The following is an 18,678-nucleotide window of genomic DNA, read 5'->3' as shown; positions in this document are numbered from 1 at the left end:
CTCACACACCGCACATCAGGTTGACCGCATTGCGGGCAAGCTCCGTCAATTCCGCGCGGGATTTGCCCGCCCGCGCCCGTATCGAAATGCTATGCAGCAAGGATGACGCGAGTACGGCGAGGGCGGCTGGGTCGACATCGTCTTTCAACTCACCGGCGCTGACTGCCGCGCGCAGACGCGTTTCGAGATCGGCATCGAGCCGGCTGAGCCGGTCCGCAAGAACCTCTCGTATTGCAGAATCCTCGACGGCTTCGGTCGTCGCCGTGCCGATCGCAAAGCAGCCACGCGGTTGCCCCTCGCCCGAGAAGTAGATCGACAACTGCCCCTCATAGAAGCCCATCAGTGCCTGCTCCAAGGTCAGGTCTTTGTCCGTAAGCGCTTCCTGCATGGCAGCGGAGGCAGACTCCCAATACTGCTCGAGCGCCTTGATGTAGAGCGCGTGCTTGTCACCGAATGCCGCATAGAGGCTTGGGCGATTCATGCCGGCCGCGGTGGCGATGCTGTCCAGGGAAGCACCGGAATATCCAGTGTTCCAGAAAACCCCAAGTGCCTGTTGTAGCGCTGTCTGCGGGTCATATGCGCGAGGGCGGCCTCGGCCTTTGCCCTCTGTAATCTTTTTTTGTGCCATGTCGTACAAAATCCTTGTGTGGGGATGGGCTGCTCTATATTCTTACATCATCGCACAAAATTAAGGAGCCAGAAGTTCCTGAACGTCAGGTTTGTTGTAGCTGAGCTCGAACTGGGTGTTGCGGCGACGAAACCGGTGCGGTGGAGCGATCCTCCCTGACCGTGCACGGGTTTGCTTTCTCACAGCAATTTTTGCCATCAGGGCCGCAGGCGATTCTCGCAGGTGCTGGCCCGATTTCCCGGTTAAAGGTGTATTCGATCATGACTAAACAGTTCGACATCCCGGCTACGCAGACCTTCGAGCACGCAAGGCCTGACGCGCCCATCAAAAAACCGTTCAAGCAGAAATTTCGGCCCTTGTTGATTGTCGGTTTGCCGGTGCTCTTCGCAGCGCTGGGCTATGCCCGCTATCAAGCAGGCGAGGCGTTCATTTCGACCGATAACGCCTACGCCCGAGTGGCGAAGGCATCGATCAACGCGCGCATTTCCGGACAAGTCGTCGAAATTGCGGTCGAGGACAATCAACCGGTTCACAAAGGGCAGGTGCTGTTTCGGATTGACCCGAAACCGTTCCAGATCGCGGTTGACCGTGCGCAAGCACAGCTGAGCGTGGCGCGACTGCGCATCGATGGGCTCAAGGCCGGTTATCGCCAGCAGCAGGCGGAACTGCAATCGGCCAAAGAGTCGGCCGATTTCGATCAGCGCGAGTTTGCCCGCAAGAAAGCGCTGGTCGCTACCGAGTTCGTCTCGCGGGCAATTTACGAGCGCGCCGACACCGACCTTAAAGTGGCCCGGCAACGCATCGCGTCGATCGAACAACAGATCGCCAGCACGGTTGTCGCGTTGAGCGGTAATCCAGATATCGAAGCCGATAACCACCCGACAGTTCGCGAGGCCAAGGCGCAGCTGGACGAGGCGCAGCTCTACCTCTCATACACGACGGTGTATGCGCCAGACGATGGCATCGTGGCCAAGGTCGACGATCTGCAGGTTGGCAACTACGTCAACAACGGTGCGCCGGCCTTTGCGTTGTTGTCCGATCGGCAGATTTGGGTCGAAGCCAACTTCCGCGAAACCCAGGTGACCCACATGCGTCCAGGCCAGGAAGCAACCATCAGCATCGATACCTATCCCGATCACGTTTTCAAAGCCCACGTGACCAGCATGAGCCCCGGTGCCGGGTCGGACTTCGCCTTGCTGCCGCCTGAAAATGCCACCGGCAACTGGGTCAAGGTTGTCCAGCGGGTACCGGTGCGCCTCGAACTCGATGAGGTGGATCCTGCTCTGCCTCTGTTTTCGGGCACCAGCGCCACGGTCAAGGTCGATACCGGGTATCACACGCCATGGTGGCATCCGCTCAAGGCGCTGATGACTGCAGGTAACTTCTGATGAACGCCAACTCTGTCGGACCTCAAGGTGCGGGAACATTAAGGTTCGCCGCGCTGCTCGCGACCTATATGCAGTCGGCGAACCTGCCGTTGCCGAATGCGGTACTCAGGTTCATTCAAGGCAGCCTGTCGATGACCGACGATCAGGCTGGCTGGATATTCACTTCGTACCTGGCAGCGAGTGCCATCACCATGCCGGTTGCGCAATGGCTCGCCGGGCGTTTTGGCTTGAAGCGGGTTTATCAAGCCGCGCTGGCCTTCTTCGTCCTTGGCTTGCTGCTCGCCACGGTTGCGACGACTCCGCTGGAGTTCGTCGGTGCGCGAATTATCCAGGGCCTGGCGAGTGGCGTGCTGGCGCCGCTGTCGATGGCGATTTCAATGGAGACGTTGGCACTGGAGAAGCGTGCGAAATTTGGCGCGACATGGACGGCAATCGTGCTCTTCGGCATCGTCAGCGGCCCGAGCATTGGTGGTTGGGTCAGCGAGCATTTTGGCTGGCGCCCGATCTTCTACATCAGCCTTCCGTTGTCGGCATTCATCTTCCTGGTGATGGCGCTTTTGCTTGCGGAGAAAAAGGCCGAGCAACGTCCGTCATTCGATTTCTTCGGCTTCGGCAGCTTCACGCTGGGGTTGATCAGCCTGCAAATGATGCTCGACCGCGGTGAACGCCTGGACTGGTTTGCCTCGACCGAGATCTGGCTGGAGGCGGCGGGCTGTGCGTTGGGGCTCTATCTGTTCGCGGTGCATCTGTTGAGCAAGAAGGTGCATTTCCTCAACAAGCAGCTGTTCAAGGACCGCAACTTTGTACTGGCGTCGATTATCTTTTTCGCCGTGGGTTTCGTGCTGTTGTCGACCATGGCACTGACGTCGCCGATGCTGGACGAGATCCTCGGCTATCCGCCTGATACGACAGGTTCGCTGACGATACCGCGCGGTGTGGGGCTGGTAGGGGCGTTCCTGCTGATGGGCCGTGTTCCCGAGCGCTTCGACCGTCGGTTGTTCGTGGCGATTGGCGTGGCAGTGGTGATTTACGCCAACTGGCTGATGCTCGGTTATTCGCCGTTGATGGACTGGTCGCCGGTGGCGATCGCCGGGGCGATCCAGGGGATTGGCATCGGCATCTTGATGCCGTCGCTCACCAAGATCGCGTTCAGCACGCTCGACCCCAAGTTACGTCCGGAAGGCACCGGTTTTTTCAATCTGTCGCGTGTTTACGGGAGCACCCTCGGCGTTGCGATCGTGCAGATTTTCTTCTTCAACAATACGCAAGCGATGCACCTGGCGCTGGTCAGCCATCTGACGCCTTATCGCGCCGCTGCGCATGCCGCGCCGATGTCCCTGCAAGCACTGGCGGGGCTCAACGAAATGATCACCGGCCAGGCGGCTTTTATCGCGGTGATCGACCAATTCAAGCTGTTGATGGTGGCGATGCTGGTGGTCAGTCCACTGGTTGTCTTTCTTCGCAAGCCCGTTCCGACCAACTAGTTTTCGTGGAGTTTGCCCAAATGAAATCCAATGCGCGCTTCATCAACAGAAAGACGTTCAAAACCACATTCGGTGCGGTGTCGGTTCTTGTATTCCTGACGGCCTGTACCGTCGGCCCCGACTATCAAATGCAGCCGCCGAGCCTGTCGCAGCACTACGACCAACAGGCCGAGCAGCGTCTCGGCCAGAGCGGCAACCAGCCTGGCGAGCAACACATCAACCTCGGCCAAAAGGTCAGCGGTGACTGGTGGACGGCCTTCCATTCGCCAAAGCTCGACAAGGTTGTACGTCGCGCCATCGAGGGCAACCTTGAGTTGGTGGCGGCGGATGCAACGATCCGGCAAGCGGCGTCCTCGGTGGCGGCGGCGGAGGGTGCGCTTTATCCGCAGGTCGACTTTGGCGCCCAGGCGGGTCGCCAGCGGGTACACAACGCTAAAGAGCCTTCGATCTCCAATTTCTACGCGATCGGGCCGCGGGTCGGTTTTGACCTTGATGCGTTCGGCGGTAACAAGCGGCGGATCGAGCAGCAGCAAGCGTTTGCCGATCTTCAGAAGCATCGATACGAAGCGGCGTACCTGACCCTGACGGGGAATGTCGCCAGCCAGGCATTGTTGGTGGCGTCTGCCAACGCGCAGATGGCAGCCGTCGAGAAGCTGCTCGCCAATGACGCCAAGAACCTCGACCTGGTGCGCAGGGCACACGCCAGCGGCGTCACCACGCAGATCGACGTTTCGCTGGCCGAGACCCGGCTGGCCCAGGACCGCACACTGCTGCCGCCCCTCGCTCAACAGCGTGATGCCGCGCGCCATGCGCTGTCGATTCTCACGGGCAAAGGCCCTGGCGATTGGATCGCGCCGGACTTCGATTTGGCCGAGTTCGTATTGCCGGCCAACGTGCCAGTGAGTGTGCCTTCGGAAATGGCTCACGGTCGACCGGACGTACTGCAAGCAGAGGCCGAACTGCACATGGCCAGCGCCGCAGTCGGTGTCGCGACCGCTAACCTCTATCCCCATGTAACGCTGTCCGCGTCGCTGGTACAGGCCGCTTCCGGTAATGGCGGTGCCGCGCTCTGGGGTTTGGCTGCAGGGTTGGCGGGGCCGATCTTTGACGGCGGAACGCTCAAGGCTGAACGTCAGGCTGCCGTCGACGGCTACAAGGCGACGCTCGCCGGCTATCAGCAGACCGTCATTCAGTCGTTCGGCCAGGTCGCGGACTCGTTGCAGGCGATCAACCACGACGCCGAGCAAAACCTGGCGCAGGAAGACGCGTTGCGCGCTGCCGAAACCAGTTTTCGGTTGAACCAGCAAGCCTATGCGCAAGGCGAGAACAGCATTCTCCAGGTGCTGGAAGCGGAACGTGCCTATGAGCAAGCGTTGCTGGGGCAAATCCGGGTGAAGACTGCGCAGTATCTCGACACGGTGCAGCTGTATGTAGCCCTCGGCGGTAATTCCGTCGGCGCGTTCGAGCAACGGGTTGCCAGTCGCGAAGCACAGAACCCTTCGTATCAATAACGGCTACGGCCCCGAACATTGGAGTCAAGAGATGTCTTATGAAGCTTTTCACGATGCACTTCGCGAAACCCGATTTGCGCTGAACCACGGCTCAGGTGAAATGCCGGCCGTTGGATTTGGCACGCTGTTCAGTGATCTCAGCGTCACCACACAAGCGGTCAAGAACGCCTTGGAAGCGGGCTTTCGCCATCTCGACTGTGCAGAGCGCTATCGCAATGAGGAGCGTGTCGGCGTTGCGATAAAAGAGCTGCTGGAGGCGGGCAAGATCCGCCGGGAGGACGTGTTCATTACCACTAAACTGTGGAACACCAACCATCGTCCCGAGCGAGTCAAACCTGCTTTCGAGGCCAGTTGCCGCCGCCTTCAAGTGGACTTTATCGACTGCTACCTGATCCATACGCCGTTTGCCTTTCAACCCGGTGAGAATCAGGACCCGAGAGACGAACAAGGTCGCGTCATCTACGACTCCGGCGTGACACTGATCGAGACCTGGAGAGCACTTGAACGCCTGGTGGATGAAGGTCGCTGCAAGGCAATCGGCTTGTCTGATATCACGCTGGAAACGTTAAAAGAGATTGTGGCAGTGGCCCGGATCAAACCTGCCGTGGTGCAGGTTGAATCCCACCCTTATCTGCCGGAATGGGAACTGCTTGAGTTCTGCAAACAGCATGGAATCATCCTCCTGGCGTTCGCGCCACTGGGCCATGGCATGGAGCCGAAAGTGTTGGAAGATCCGGTGATGACAGGGATCGCCAAGCGCTTGCAGAAGACTCCGGCTCAAGTGGCATTGGCCTGGTCTGTACAACGGGGCGTTGCTTTTCTGACCACGTCCGCTACACCAAGCCATATCAAGGAAAACCTGGATATTTCCACCCTGCCGCATAGGGCGATGCTTGAGATCAAGGAAGATATTACGACCAGGGTACGATTCAACTCGGTCGTGGAAACCGGTGTGCCTGGATTTATTCCACGGAAAAAGTGACACATGACGAGGAGGGCGGTCTTCTGTAAAGCCGCCCTCTGTTATCCACGCCCTTGAGGTGAAAACGATGGACGTTTTCCAAACCATGCGGTTTTTCATTACGGTTGCCCAGAGCGGCAGTTTTACCGCGGCAGCCGAGCTATTGGACACCACGACAACCAACGTCTCCAAAGCCGTTTCCAGCCTGGAGGCCAGGCTTCAAACCCGTCTGATTAACCGCACCACCCGACGCCTGGCGTTGACCGAAGCCGGTGCGCGCTATTTGCAACGATGCGAGAGGATTCTTGACGAGGTACGTGAAGCCGATGAGGAAGCCGGGACCGCTCATACCATGCCGGTGGGCAGGCTGAAAATTCACGCCATGTCAGCCATCGGCAATCATTACGTGATCGATGCCATTGCCAAATACAGAGAGACTCATCCCTCGGTCATGTTTGATTTGACGCTGACCAATCGGCTACCTGACTTGCTCGAGGAAGGGTATGACATGTCGATTGTTTTAGCGCGGGATCTGCCCGACTCGGGGTTTGTCGCTCAGCGGCTTGGCATCACTTACAGCATTCTCTGCGCCTCACCTGCTTATCTGAAGAAACGCGGAATCCCGGACTCTCCGGGTGCTCTAGGTGTACATGATTGCTTGAGGATTGTTAACACAGTAATGCCGGTTGAAAACTGGGCATTTGAGGGGCCTGAAGGCGCGGAGTCAATCAACGTCCCATTGTCTCCTTTTCACATTAACACCGCTGATGGAATGACCGTCGCTATAACCAATGGGATGGGCATCGGTATTCAGCCGATTGCTTCTGCGGTCGATGGTCTCAGGGCCGGCACATTAGTGCGCGTGCTGCCAGAGTATCGTCTTGAAGAGTTGAATTTGTTTGCGATATACCCATCACGAAAATTCGTGGATGCGAAAATAAGGACATGGGTAGAGTTTCTTAAACATCACATCCCGGGCATGTTGGCATCCGATGAAGAAATCGTAGGTTCAGGAAAAAGTATCAGCTTTTGAGTTGATTGCACCGCAGGCATGGAGTGTCGACCCTCCATCGTCCGCACGGCATTCAACCGTTTGAACATCCAGTGCCCATGACTTGATATTGCATGACATGCTGTTGGTCGTGAGAATCTTCATACGTCATTTGCACCGGGACCGGTTTGCACTCGTCCGCAATCGCTGTGAGGTTAATGACTTTCTTAATGTCGAGCTTCGTTTCGTACGTGTAGATCTCTACTGGTGTTTTGCTGGTCGCGTTAGTTGAATGGCCATCGTCTGCAAAGGCGTGTGCGCCTATACCGGCAAGTGCCAGAAGAACCGCAATTTTTAAAGTTTTCATTATCTTCACCGTATCGTCCAAGGTTTACTCGGGGGCCGGGATGATCGTAAAGCTCATCTCGGATTTTCGAGTGACTACCTCGTGAGCTAATGGATACTGACGCTATTGGCTCACTGGGTAGAGACGATGTTAGGTGTTTGAACTTCTTTCAAATAGCGGCCGACTGGACAAACACTGTTGCCGGATTTCGCATGAATAGCCCAAAGATCGCAGGCTCCTACAGGGTATGGGTATGGGTATGGGTACGGGTGTACTCAACCTCTGCAGGAACCTGCGATCTTTCTATTTTTGGCTACCCGACAAGGGCGGGGTGCGCGGCGGGATCAAGCGTTTCGTCCCCGTCGACTCGAACGCCGAAGCCAGGCGAAGCAGCGTCGAGTCGTCATAGGCGCGGCCGGCAAATGTCAGCCCGACGGGCATACCGATGTCCGGCATGACGCCCATCGGCACCGTGACCGTGGGAACGCCCAGGTGGCGGATGGCGAGATTGCCGTTGGCAACCCATACCCCGTTACTCCACGCGATGTCCGCAGACGTCGGATCGACATCGGCATTCGCCGGCCCAACGTCGGCTACCGTAGGGAAAATCACCGCGTCGAGCCCCAGCCGATCCATCCATTCCTCCAGATCGATTCGACGGGTCAGTTCCAGCCCACGCAGTCCATCCGGCAGCGTTTCGATCTGGTTCCACGGCGTAATGCCGCGTGCGGCCATCCGTACATACTCGTCCATGCCCGCGGCAAGGTCGCCCTCGCGGTTGGGCAGCGTCCCCGGGTCGTGCGGGAAAATCAGCGGCCCGTTTACGTCGACCAGGCGATGCAGTTTTGGATCACCGTTGGCCTGAAGAAAATCATCGAACGCCCAAGCCGTCAGGTCCCACAACTCATGGTGCTGGAACTCTTTGGACACCAGGCCCCGGTTAAACACCGTCGGTGCGCCAGGACGATCGCCCTCGCAATTGGAAACCAGCGGGAAATCGACCTCGAGCACTTCTGCGCCGGCCGCCTCGAGTGCCTTGCGCGCCTGCTCCCAGAGCCCGATCACGGAAGGACGGGTGTCGATGCGCTGGCCCGTCGGCCCACCGATGCCAGGCGCATCGCTGGTGCCCGCATCGGGATCGGCGTTGATGTACATGCGAGGCACGCCGAAGCGCTTCCCTGCGAGCGCATCGCTTTTCGCGGCCAGCGCCCCATAGGACGCAGGGCGCACCGAAGCGACGCTCGGAATCGGTACCCAGGGTTGCATCCGCCACAGATCGCCGCGTGTGTCGGGATCATCGGCCACCACCACATCGAGCACCTCGAGCAGGTCCGCCATCGTCCGGGCATACGGCACGACCACGTCCATCGTCGGCGTCAACGGCCAGTTGCCGCGCACCGAAATCACCCCGCGCGAAGGCGTATAAGCACACAAACCGTTGTTCGAGGCAGGGCCACGTCCGCTCGACCAGGTTTCTTCCGCCAGGCCAAATGCCGAGAAACTGGCGGCGGTTGCCGTGCCGGCGCCGTTCGATGAGCCCGAGGCGAAAGGGGCGGTGAGGTAGTCGGCGTTGTACGGGCTCTCCGCACGGCCATACACCCCGCGCTGCATGCCGCCGTTGGCCATCGGCGGCATATTGGTCTTGCCCAGGCAGATCGCCCCGGCAGCGCGAAGCCGTTCGATGGTGAACGCATCGCGATAAGCAATCAGGTTGGCGAAGGCGGGACTTCCAGAGGCGGCGGTCAGCCCCTTCACCAGATAACTGTCCTTGGCCGTGTAGGGGATACCATCGAGCGGCCCCAGCATCTCGCCTTTGGCCCGACGGGCATCGGACGCCTGTGCTTCCTTGAGCGCATCGGGGTTGCGAACCACCACCGCGTTGAGGGCGGTGGGCGTGTCGGCGCCGTCGTAGGCGTCGATCCGGGCGAGATAGGCCTGCACAAGCTCAACCGCCGTGGTCTGGCCGGATTCGAGCGCAGCACGCAGCTCGGCAATGGAAACCTCGGTGACCTCGATCATGCTGTTACCGCCTGCTGCAGACGGGTAGCGTGGTGAAGGTTGCTGTTACGCCGGGTTTTCGGCTCAGGGACATCACTAATTTCACAATGGGTTTTCATTTCGGTTCTCATTGCACTGCATTTGCTCGACAGTATCGGAGAACTCATTGCCCTCTGTCATTCGCCTGTGCCCTGAACCTGATGAGGGGCGTGTATTTTCCTAATTGCCATCCGCCACCTTGCGTTCGATCTCGGCTATTTTCCGGCTGCGCTCTTCAGCTTCCTGCTCCTGGGTTTTAGTCGTGGCCTGATCTTCACCGTCGAGGTCACTGTCGCTGTCCTCAAGCTCTCTTTCGACCACATCGACGGGTTTATCAGATGTAGCGGTGGGCGGGGTGTTCGAGGTTGGTTCTGATTCGACGTCGTTGACACTGTCATCGTTGTTCATTTCGCTTACCTCCATTGGCCTACACATTGGATTCAGCGATAGGGTCGGAGTTCGAGATTTTTTCGGCATGCCAGCCCACAGCTTTCGCGGTTTGACTGACGGCTGAGCTCTAAAGACGGCCGTGATAAGCCGCTTCGAAAATTTCTGCCGCGCCATTTCGTGTCAACGGCAGCGGATTACCGCCGGCACAGGGGTCGACAATCGCCATGTCCGCGATCAGGTCGGCCTGCTGATCATCCACCCCCAGCTCCACCAGCGTATGCGGCACGCCGATGTCCTTGCGCAGCTTGAGGACGAAGGCCATAAAGCTGTCGAACCCAGGGGAGGGCAGGCGCAGATACGCCGCCAGACGGGTGATGCGTTCCTCGATGGCCGGGCGATTGAACTTCAGCACATAGGGCATGAACGTGGCATTGGTCATGCCGTGGTGGGTGTCGTACAGGGCGCCCACCGGATGCGAGAGCGCGTGCATTCCTCCCAGGCCTTTCTGGAACGCAGTGGCGCCCATCGCCGCAGCCGCCAGCATTTGCGCGCGCGCGTCGAGGTCGGAAGGGGTGTGTACCGCCCGCACCAGGGCATTGGCCACCAGGCGCATGCCTTCCACCGCGATGCCTTCGGCCATGGGGTGAAAACCGGGAGCGCAGTACGATTCCAGGCAATGGGAAAACGCGTCCATGCCGGTGCCGGCGGTGACCTTGGCCGGCATGCCGACGGTGAGGGCCGGGTCGCTGATGACCACCCGCGGCATCATCTTCGGGTGGAAAATGATGCGTTTGGTGTGCGTACGCTCGTCGATGATCACCGCCGCACGGCCGACCTCGGAACCGGTGCCCGCCGTAGTCGGCACCGCGATGATCGGGGCGATGCTGCTTTCATCGGCGCGTGTCCAGTAGTCGCCGATATCTTCGAAATCCCACACCGGTCGGGTCTGGCCGCTCATGAAGGCGATGAGCTTGCCCATGTCCAGGCCACTGCCACCGCCGAACGCCACCACGCCGTCATGTTTGCCCGCACGCCAGGCGTCGAGCCCACCCGCGAGATTGGCTTCGACGGGGTTGGGCTTGAGATCAGAAAACAGCGCGACACCGAGGCCGGCGGCGCGCAAGGATTCCAGCGCCGCCGTGGTGATCGGCGCACGTGCCAGGCCGCTGTCGGTGACCAGCAACGGTCGCTGGATCCCTTGGCTGCGGCAGACTTCGGCCAGTTCGGCGATGCGGCCGACACCGAAGCGGATGCTCGTGGGGTAGTTCCAGTTCGCGGTCAGGCTCATGGCTCAGATCTCGTGGCGCAAGTGGAAGGATTTGGCTCGGGTCAGGTGTTCATAGCCCAGGCGCGACAGCGTTACGCCGCGCCCGCTGTTCTTCACCCCGGTCCAGGCCAGGGCCGGGTCCAGGTAATCGCAGCGGTTCATGAACACCGTGCCGGTGGCGATCTCGTTGCCGATGCGTTCGGCGGCGGCCAGGTCTTGCGTCCAGATCGAGGCGCTGAGCCCGAACTCACTGTCGTTCATCAAGGCGATGGCTTCGTCGTCGCTGGCCACCGGCATGATGCCCAGCACCGGGCCGAAGCTTTCCTCGCGCATCACCGCCATTTGATGGGTGACGTCGACCAACACCTGCGGCGCGAGGTAGGCGCTGCCCGGCGCGTCGGCGGCGAAGTCCTTTGGATCGATCAGCGCCCTGGCCCCTTGTGCCAGGGCATCGGCAATCTGCCGGCGAACGAACTCAGCGGCGCTCGGTGTGACCAGCGGCCCGAGGGTGGTGGCTTCGTCCAGCGGGTTGCCCAACACGTATTGGCGGGTCAGGGCAGCGAAGCGCTCGACAAAGGCCGGGTAAATTTTTTTATCGACATAAATACGTTCGACGGCGCAGCAGCTCTGCCCGGAATTGAAGAAGCTGCCGTCTACCAGGTTTTCCACCGCATGCTCAAGGTTTGCGTCTGCCCGGACATAGGCCGGGTCTTTGCCGCCAAGCTCCAGCCCCACGCCGAGGAAACCTCCGACGGCCGCGTGTTCCATGGCCTCGCCGCCGCTGACAGAACCGGTGAAGTTCACCTGCTGCACCCGTCCAGAGGTAATGATCGCCGCCGCATAGACATGACTGAGCAGCAGGTTATGGAACAGCCCTTCGGGCAGCTGGGCGCGGCGAAAGGCCTCGGCGAAACGCTCCCCGACCAGCAGCGTTTGCGTGGCGTGTTTGAGGATCACGCTGTTGCCCGCCATCAGCGCCGGGATGATCGTATTCACCGCCGTCAAGTAGGGATAATTCCACGGCGCGACGACCAGCACCGTACCCAGCGGCTCGCGTTTGATATAGCGCCGAAAACCCGCGACAGGCGTGGGCTCTACCGCTGCCAACGCTTCAGGCGCAATGGCGATCATATGCCGGGCACGTTCTTCGAAACCGCGCAGTTCACCAGCGCCGAAGCGTATCGGGCGGCCCATCTGCCAGGCCAGTTCCGGCACGATCTCGTCCTTCATCGCCAGCATCGCGTCCACGGCAGCGCTGCAAAAGGCGGCGCGTTCGCTCAGTGGCCGGCGTTTCCATTGCGCTTGGGCGGTTTCGGCCGCCGTCAGGGCTTGCTCGATCTGTACCGCATCGGCACGGCGGCGTTCGGCATAGACCCGGCCATCGACCGGGGAGATAAGTTGAACGGTCTCAGTCATGGCATGCTCAATAGCGCTCGAAGCCGCGCTGCAGTTCCCAGTCGGTTATCCGCCGGTCGTACTCTTTCTGTTCCCAGTCGGCGGTGTGCACGTAGTGGTCGATCACTTCATCACCGAACGCCTCGCGCAACATGCTTGACGCCTTGAGCGCGGCGCAGGCCTCGCGCAGGGTTTTCGACACTTCAGGCAAATGCTCATCGACATAGGCATCGCCCTCGAAAGGCGCCGCGAGTTCGAGCTTCTCGTCGATCCCGGCCAGGCCCGCGGCGATCAACGCGGCGAAGGCCAGATAGGGGTTGAGGTCGGCACCACCGATGCGGCATTCGATGCGGATGGCTTTGCTGCCCTCGGCGCACAAACGAAAGCCGGCGGTGCGATTGTCCCGGCTCCAGACCGCCCGCGTTGGCGCGAAGGTGCCGGCCTGAAAGCGCTTGTACGAATTGATGTAGGGCGCGAGAAAACAGGTAATGTCGTTGGCGTACTTGAGCTGCCCGGCCACCCACGAGCGCATCAGCTTCGACATGCCGAACTCGGCCTTGGGGTCGAAGAACAGTGGCTTTTTCGCATGCTTGTCCCATAGCGAGTTGTGAATATGGCTGCTGGAACCGGCGGCGTCATAGCGCCACTTGGCCATGAAGGTGATCGCCTTGCCTTGCAGTTGCGCGATCTCTTTGCAGGCGTGCTTGATGATGGCGTGGTGGTCGGCCATGGTCATGGCATCGGCATATCGGATGTTGATTTCTTCCTGCCCCGGCCCCCATTCGCCCTTGGAGTTTTCCACGGGAATGCCGGAGGCTTGCAGGTGCTTGCGAATCGCCCGCAACACCGGCTCCTCGCGAGTGGTCTGCAGGATGTTGTAGTCCTCGATGTAGTGACCGGCGGTCTTCGGCTGGTGGTAATTGCGCTCGTGGATCGCCTCATAGCTCTCATCGAACAGATAGAACTCCAGCTCAGAGGCGAACATCCCGGTATAGCCGCGCTCGCGCAGGCGCTCGACCTGTTTTTTCAGGATCGCTCGCGGGCTGTGGGGCAGGTCTTTTCTATGGTGATGATCGAGCACATCGCAGAGCACCAGCGCCGTGCATTCCAGCCACGGCACGCGCCGCAACGTAGACATGTCGGGTTTGAGCACAAAGTCGCCATAGCCTTTGCTCCAACTGGCAGCGGCGTATCCCGGCACCGGCTCCATGTCGATGTCGTCGGCCAGCAGGTAATTGCAGCAGTGGGTTTCTTCGTGGCCGCTGTCGATGAAAAACTCGACCTGGAAGCGCTTGCCGACCAGTCGCCCCTGCATATCGACCATGCACACCAGCACGGTATCGATCTCGCCGGCGGCAGCGGCGCGTTTGAGTGCTTCGAAGCTGAGGAGGGGCTCGGTCATCGCGTCAGTCCTGCGTGAATGATCTGGACCTGTCTGAAATAGCTGTTGCAGACGCTCTCCAGAAAAAATCCAAACCTGCAGACGCGAGCATCGTGAGCAATAAGCTGCTGAAAGCTTAGCCTACTGTTGCTGTGCGCAAGTTTCGGTGAGCGGAGGCTGGTGAGGTTTGTCTGTTGCTTACGTCTTGGCGGGGTGGCGTTGAATGTGGCGAGGTGCTACCGCCTCGCCACAGATCCTGTCGATTATTCCTTCGGTTCCACGTGATCCAGTGCCTGGTTCACCGCCAGTTCACCGAGCATGACCACTTGCGCAATGCCCAGCAGGGTCTTGCGATGTGAGGTCTCCAGCAATGCTGCGAAATTGTTGAGCATGAGGGCGGCCGAGCCGAGTGTTTCGCTGGCGTTGGCCAGCAGGGATTCGGTGTTGTACTTCGGGTTGGCGAGGTACATGGGCTCGGGTTCGTTGGCCGTGGCCATGATCTGGGCGGCCGGGTTGAGGTAGTGGTCGAGGGCGCGTTCGGCGGCTTCGTGGAGTTTTTTTGAATCGAGTGATTCGTAGGGGGATATCGGGTCTGTGGCAGGCGGATTGGGTGTAGGTTTGAACATGGATGAAACTCCTGGGAAAACTATTTGAGGAGCCATCACCCTTTGCTACCAAACGAAGGGTGGCGGCCATGCACAGGTTGGTAGACCGGTCCAGGAACCCGGCGCGCCCGAAGGAGCCCTACGCATGGCCACCATAAAAACAGAGATGAAAATCAACCTCTGCTAAAGGCGGCGCTATGCGCCTGGAAATACCGGGCTACCAAACCCGATCACTGTTTTTCAGTGACCGGGAAACGATAAAACCCGAGCCCAAAGCGCACAAGCCGGCGGATTCTGGCGCAGTCGTAGGCAACGACGCAAGGCGTTGTAGCCTTGATGAAGTAACACCGGGTGTCTTTAAACACCCGGCTTAAACACCGTTGTTGTATGGCCTAAACGCTTACGTGTGATGAATCTCCCGATCCTTGGTTTCCGGCAGGAAGAACGTGCCAAGAATGGCCGTCATCACCGCGATCACGATCGGGTACCACAGCCCGTAGTAGATATCACCCGTGGCCGCGACCATGGCGAACGCCACCGTGGGCAGAAAGCCGCCGAACCAGCCATTGCCGATGTGGTAGGGCAGCGACATCGAGGTGTAGCGGATGCGCGCCGGGAAGAGCTCCACCAGCCAGGCGGCGATCGGGCCGTAGACCATGGTCACGTAGATCACCAGGATGGTCAGGAGCAGCAGCACCATCGGGTAGTTGGTCTTCGCCGGGTCGGCCTTCTCGGGGTAGCCGGCGTCCTTGAGGGCGGTGCCGAGGGTGGCGGTGAAGGCGTCGTTGCGGGTCTTGAAGTCGGCGGCCGGCATGCCGGTGCCTTCGAAACTCGGGATGACCTTGTCGCCGATGCGGACCTGCGCGACGGCGCCAGGCGCGGCTTTCTCGTTATTGTAGGGGATGGCCTTCTTCGCCAGCACAGTCTTGGCGAGGTCGCAGGAACTGGTGAATTTGGCCTTGCCCACCGGGTCGAACTGGAACGAGCACTGACCGGGATCGGCGACCACCGTGACTGGATTCTTCGCCTGCGCGGCGAACACGTCGGGGTTACCGAACTCGGTCAACGCATGGAAGATCGGAAAGTAGGTTACCGCTGCGAGAATGCACCCGGCCATGATGATGCCCTTGCGGCCGATACGGTCGGACAGGCTGCCGAACACAATGAAGAACGGTGTGCCGATCAGCAGCGAGCCGGCAATCAGAAAGTTGGCGGTCTGCGGGTCGATCTTCAGCGTCTGCAGCAGGAAGAACAGCGCATAGAACTGCCCGGTGTACCAGACCACGGCCTGGCCGGCAGTGCCACCGAGCAGGACCATGATCACAATCTTGAGGTTTTCCCAGCGGGCGAAGGATTCGGTCAGCGGCGCCTTGGAGGACTTGCCTTCTTCCTTCATCTTCAAGAACACCGGTGACTCGCTCAGTTGCAGGCGGATGTACACCGAGACAATCAGCAGCAGGATCGACACCAGGAAGGGAACCCGCCAGCCCCAGGCCTCGAAGGCTTCGGTGCCCAGAAGGGTGCGGCAGGCGAGGATCACCAGCAGCGAAAGAAACAGGCCGAGGGTCGCGGTGGTCTGGATCCACGAGGTGAAGTAGCCGCGCTTGCCTTTGGGCGCATGCTCGGCCACGTAAGTCGCCGCGCCGCCGTATTCACCGCCCAGGGCCAGGCCTTGCAGCAGACGCAGCGTGATCAGGATGACCGGTGCCGCCACCCCGATTGTCGCGTAGCCGGGCAGAAAGCCCACGACGGCAGTGGAGACACCCATGATCACAATGGTGATGAGAAAAGTGTGCTTGCGCCCGATCATGTCGCCCAGTCGGCCGAACACGATGGCGCCGAAGGGTCGCACTGCGAAGCCTGCGGCGAACGCCAGCAGGGCGAAGATGAAGGACGTTGTTTCATTGACGCCGGCGAAGAAGTGTTTGGCGATGATGGCGGCAAGGGAGCCGTAAAGGTAGAAGTCGTACCACTCGAACACAGTGCCYAGGGACGAGGCGAAAATGACCTTGCGCTCCTCCTTGGTGATGCTGTGGTGGGGCGCGCTGCCCGTGGATGTGTTGTCGATTGCGGCCATGAGTCTTCTCCGTCGTTCTTGTTGTAGGCCGGAGTACCTCACTACCTTTTTACCGCACCCAGGCCCAAGGGCTGATGTCGTCGGATTACGTATTGCACACAGGCTGACGGCCTCGCATCGCTGCAAGGGTTTCTTGAAGCATAATCGGCTTCGCGCAGATATCCACTCGCCAGCCTGCCCGGCGGCGGCCGCTCGCCGAGCAGGGCCGCCGGACACATTCGCCGAGTTAGCCCTTGGCTGCCATGGCGGTGACTTCCACGCGCATGCCTTCGACCGCCAAAGCGGCCACGCCAACGGCGGCGCGAACCGGCCAGGGCTTGGCGAAGAAGCGCTGGTAGACCTCGTTGAACGCGGCGCGGTCGGCCATGTCGGTGAGGTAGATGGTCAGATGCAGCACCCGGTCCATGGAACTGCCGGCGTTCTCCAGCGCGACCTTGAGCGCCTGCAGAGTGCACTCGCTTTGCAGGGTGATGTCGCCCAGCTCCAGGCTGCCGTCGGCGCGGGTAGGAATTTGAGTGGAGACCAGCAGGCCGCCGAAACCGGCGACGTCGGAGGAGATGGATTCCGCGTCGGGATCGGGGAGGAAAGTGATGTCGTGGTTTGCCATGGGGATCTCTTGTTTGCGGGGGTGAAGGGGCGCCGGGGTATTCAATGACACAGCGCCTTTTTTTGCGCGGCCAGTTTACAGCCTCATCGTCGGGCCGTTCGTTCTGTTGTGTATCACCTGCTAAACACTTTCAGCCACATCAATCTTCAACGAACGCATTCACGGATCCGTCGCAATCGATGTAGGAGCTGGCGAAGCCTGCGATCTTTTGATCTTGACCTTGAAAAACAAAATCAAAAGATCGCAGCCTTCGGCAGCTCCTACAGGGATCGGTCGGCGCGCAACTCTGTGGCGAAGCGTCCCCCAAACCCGGCATGCGGCTAAGCAGTCGTGAGATAGACTGATCAGCGGACATCGAACGGTGGGGGTCACAAGTGACGCAGTTCACATGGATTCGCTGATCACCGCAGCAGCGCGTGCGCTCGCGGCGGGTGATCCGCTCGGCGCGCTGAACCGCATCGCCCTGCGCAACGACGCGCCTGCACTCGTTCTTCGAGGCATCGCGATGGCGCAACTGGGTGACCTTGTGCGAGCGAAGGCGCTGGTGCGAAGTGCCGCGCGGGCGTTCGGTGCGAAGGAGGCCTTGGCCCGCGCGCGGTGTGTCGTCGCCGAGGCCGAGATCGCGCTCGCCTCCCGTGACCTGAACTGGCCGGTTAAGGCACTCGACACCGCGCGGGCGACGCTTCAGGCCYACGGCGATTGGGTCAACGCCGCCCATGCGCGCTATCTCGAGATTCGCCGCTTGCTGTTGATCGGGCATCTCGACGAGGCCGAGGGCCGTCTTGCCGAACTCGACCCCACGCCATTACTGCCCGCGTCGAGGGCCGCTTACGAACTGGTTCTGGCGGGCATCGCGATGCGTCGTCTGCAAACGAAGGCGGCGCGCGCGGCACTCGGACGGGCCGGGCAAGCCGCGCAGCACGCGGGCATTGCGGCACTCACCGCCGAGGTCGAATGCGCCTCGCATATCCTCGATACACCAGCGGCGCGGCTGATTATCGGTGGGCAGGAACAGCCGCTGCTGCTCGATGAAATTGAAGCGTTATTGGCATCCCCCACGCTGGTGGTGGACGCCTGCCGGTACGTCGTGCGCGACGCAGGCGCGTCGGTTTCGCTCGCTCGGCGTCCGGTGCTGTTTGCGCTCGCCCGGGCGCTGGGCGAAGCGTGGCCGGCCGACGTGCCGAGGGAAGCGCTGATCGCCCGAGCCTTTCGGATGAAGCACGCGGATGAGTCCCATCGCGCACGGTTGCGCGTCGAACTCGGGCGGCTACGCGGGGCGCTGCACCTGATCGCCGACGTGGTCGCGACCCCACGAGGGTTTGCACTGGTGCCACGCATTGCGCCTGACGTCGTGGTGCTGGCGCGGCCTGTCGAAGAACCGCATGCGACGCTGCTCGCCTTCCTCGCTGACGGCGAGTCGTGGTCGAGCTCGGCCCTGGCGTTGGCGCTCGGCGCCAGTCAACGCACCGTGCAACGGGCCCTCGACACGTTGGCGGCGACCGACAAGGTGCAGTCGTTCGGTCACGGCCGGGCCCGCCGCTGGATGACCCCGCCGGTACCTGGATTCGCGACGGGATTGTTACTCACGGCGTTGCTGCCCAGTGATTAGC

General features: G+C 60.5%; 16 protein-coding genes. 6 read left to right on the top strand and 10 right to left on the bottom strand.

Features of this window, described 5'->3' with window-relative positions; genetic code table 11:
- Position 1: 1 nt before the first annotated feature.
- A complete protein-coding gene (locus AC1D2Q_RS00635; protein ID WP_477811879.1) occupies positions 2–628 on the bottom strand; it encodes a TetR/AcrR family transcriptional regulator in 627 nt (208 codons plus the stop codon).
- Positions 629–888: 260 nt separating this feature from the next.
- Between AC1D2Q_RS00635 and AC1D2Q_RS00630 the strand changes: the two genes are divergently transcribed.
- The 5 genes from AC1D2Q_RS00630 to AC1D2Q_RS00610 all read left to right on the top strand — a co-directional run bounded on the left by AC1D2Q_RS00630 (position 889) and on the right by AC1D2Q_RS00610 (position 7,005).
- Entirely contained in the window at positions 889–2,016 is a 1,128-nt protein-coding gene (locus AC1D2Q_RS00630) for an HlyD family secretion protein (RefSeq protein WP_477811878.1), read from the top strand.
- Positions 2,016–3,500 (top strand): DHA2 family efflux MFS transporter permease subunit, encoded by a 1,485-nt coding sequence (locus AC1D2Q_RS00625; protein ID WP_477811877.1) that lies wholly within the window; start codon positions 2,016–2,018, stop codon positions 3,498–3,500. Before AC1D2Q_RS00630 ends, AC1D2Q_RS00625 begins: the two co-directional genes overlap by 1 nt.
- A 20-nt stretch (positions 3,501–3,520) precedes the next feature.
- Positions 3,521–5,011 carry an efflux transporter outer membrane subunit gene (locus AC1D2Q_RS00620; RefSeq protein WP_477811876.1) on the top strand — a complete coding sequence of 497 codons (1,491 nt, stop codon included), beginning with the start codon at positions 3,521–3,523 and terminating at the stop codon, positions 5,009–5,011.
- Positions 5,012–5,042: 31 nt separating this feature from the next.
- Positions 5,043–5,993 carry an aldo/keto reductase gene (locus AC1D2Q_RS00615; RefSeq protein WP_477811875.1) on the top strand — a complete coding sequence of 317 codons (951 nt, stop codon included), beginning with the start codon at positions 5,043–5,045 and terminating at the stop codon, positions 5,991–5,993.
- A gap of 67 nt (positions 5,994–6,060) precedes the next feature.
- Positions 6,061–7,005, top strand: a complete 945-nt coding sequence (locus tag AC1D2Q_RS00610; RefSeq protein ID WP_477811874.1) for a LysR family transcriptional regulator — start codon at positions 6,061–6,063, stop codon at positions 7,003–7,005.
- A 52-nt stretch (positions 7,006–7,057) separates the two neighbouring features.
- Here AC1D2Q_RS00610 and AC1D2Q_RS00605 read toward each other — a convergent pair whose 3' ends face one another.
- The 9 genes from AC1D2Q_RS00605 to AC1D2Q_RS00565 form a co-directional block, all read right to left on the bottom strand.
- A complete protein-coding gene (locus AC1D2Q_RS00605; protein ID WP_477811873.1) occupies positions 7,058–7,330 on the bottom strand; it encodes a DUF2790 domain-containing protein in 273 nt (90 codons plus the stop codon).
- Between the two features lie 282 nt (positions 7,331–7,612).
- Positions 7,613–9,328, bottom strand: a complete 1,716-nt coding sequence (locus AC1D2Q_RS00600) for an amidase (protein WP_477811872.1) — start codon at positions 9,326–9,328, stop codon at positions 7,613–7,615.
- A 198-nt stretch (positions 9,329–9,526) separates the two neighbouring features.
- Positions 9,527–9,754 (bottom strand): hypothetical protein, encoded by a 228-nt coding sequence (locus tag AC1D2Q_RS00595; RefSeq protein WP_477811871.1) that lies wholly within the window; start codon positions 9,752–9,754, stop codon positions 9,527–9,529.
- Between the two features lie 109 nt (positions 9,755–9,863).
- Entirely contained in the window at positions 9,864–11,024 is a 1,161-nt protein-coding gene (locus AC1D2Q_RS00590) for an iron-containing alcohol dehydrogenase (protein ID WP_105344452.1), read from the bottom strand.
- Positions 11,025–11,027: 3 nt separating this feature from the next.
- Positions 11,028–12,419, bottom strand: coding sequence for an aldehyde dehydrogenase family protein (locus AC1D2Q_RS00585; RefSeq protein ID WP_477811870.1), 1,392 nt, complete (start codon positions 12,417–12,419; stop codon positions 11,028–11,030).
- Positions 12,420–12,426: 7 nt separating this feature from the next.
- Positions 12,427–13,800, bottom strand: a complete 1,374-nt coding sequence (locus AC1D2Q_RS00580; RefSeq protein ID WP_477811869.1) for a glutamine synthetase family protein — start codon at positions 13,798–13,800, stop codon at positions 12,427–12,429.
- A gap of 242 nt (positions 13,801–14,042) precedes the next feature.
- Positions 14,043–14,405, bottom strand: coding sequence for a DUF6124 family protein (locus AC1D2Q_RS00575; RefSeq protein ID WP_477811868.1), 363 nt, complete (start codon positions 14,403–14,405; stop codon positions 14,043–14,045).
- 379 nt (positions 14,406–14,784) lie between these two features.
- Complete coding sequence (locus AC1D2Q_RS00570; RefSeq protein WP_477811867.1) at positions 14,785–16,461, bottom strand: MFS transporter; 1,677 nt, start codon at positions 16,459–16,461, stop codon at positions 14,785–14,787.
- A gap of 226 nt (positions 16,462–16,687) precedes the next feature.
- A complete protein-coding gene (locus AC1D2Q_RS00565) occupies positions 16,688–17,068 on the bottom strand; it encodes a RidA family protein (RefSeq protein ID WP_019580252.1) in 381 nt (126 codons plus the stop codon).
- Positions 17,069–17,456: 388 nt separating this feature from the next.
- Between AC1D2Q_RS00565 and AC1D2Q_RS00560 the strand changes: the two genes are divergently transcribed.
- Positions 17,457–18,677 (top strand): helix-turn-helix domain-containing protein, encoded by a 1,221-nt coding sequence (locus AC1D2Q_RS00560; protein ID WP_477811866.1) that lies wholly within the window; start codon positions 17,457–17,459, stop codon positions 18,675–18,677.
- Position 18,678: the final 1 nt, after the last annotated feature.

The sequence above is a fragment of the Pseudomonas sp. P1_A1 genome (assembly GCF_056406935.1).
Note: the sequence above shows the minus strand (reverse complement) of the source record. Positions and strands in the feature narration are given on the sequence as shown.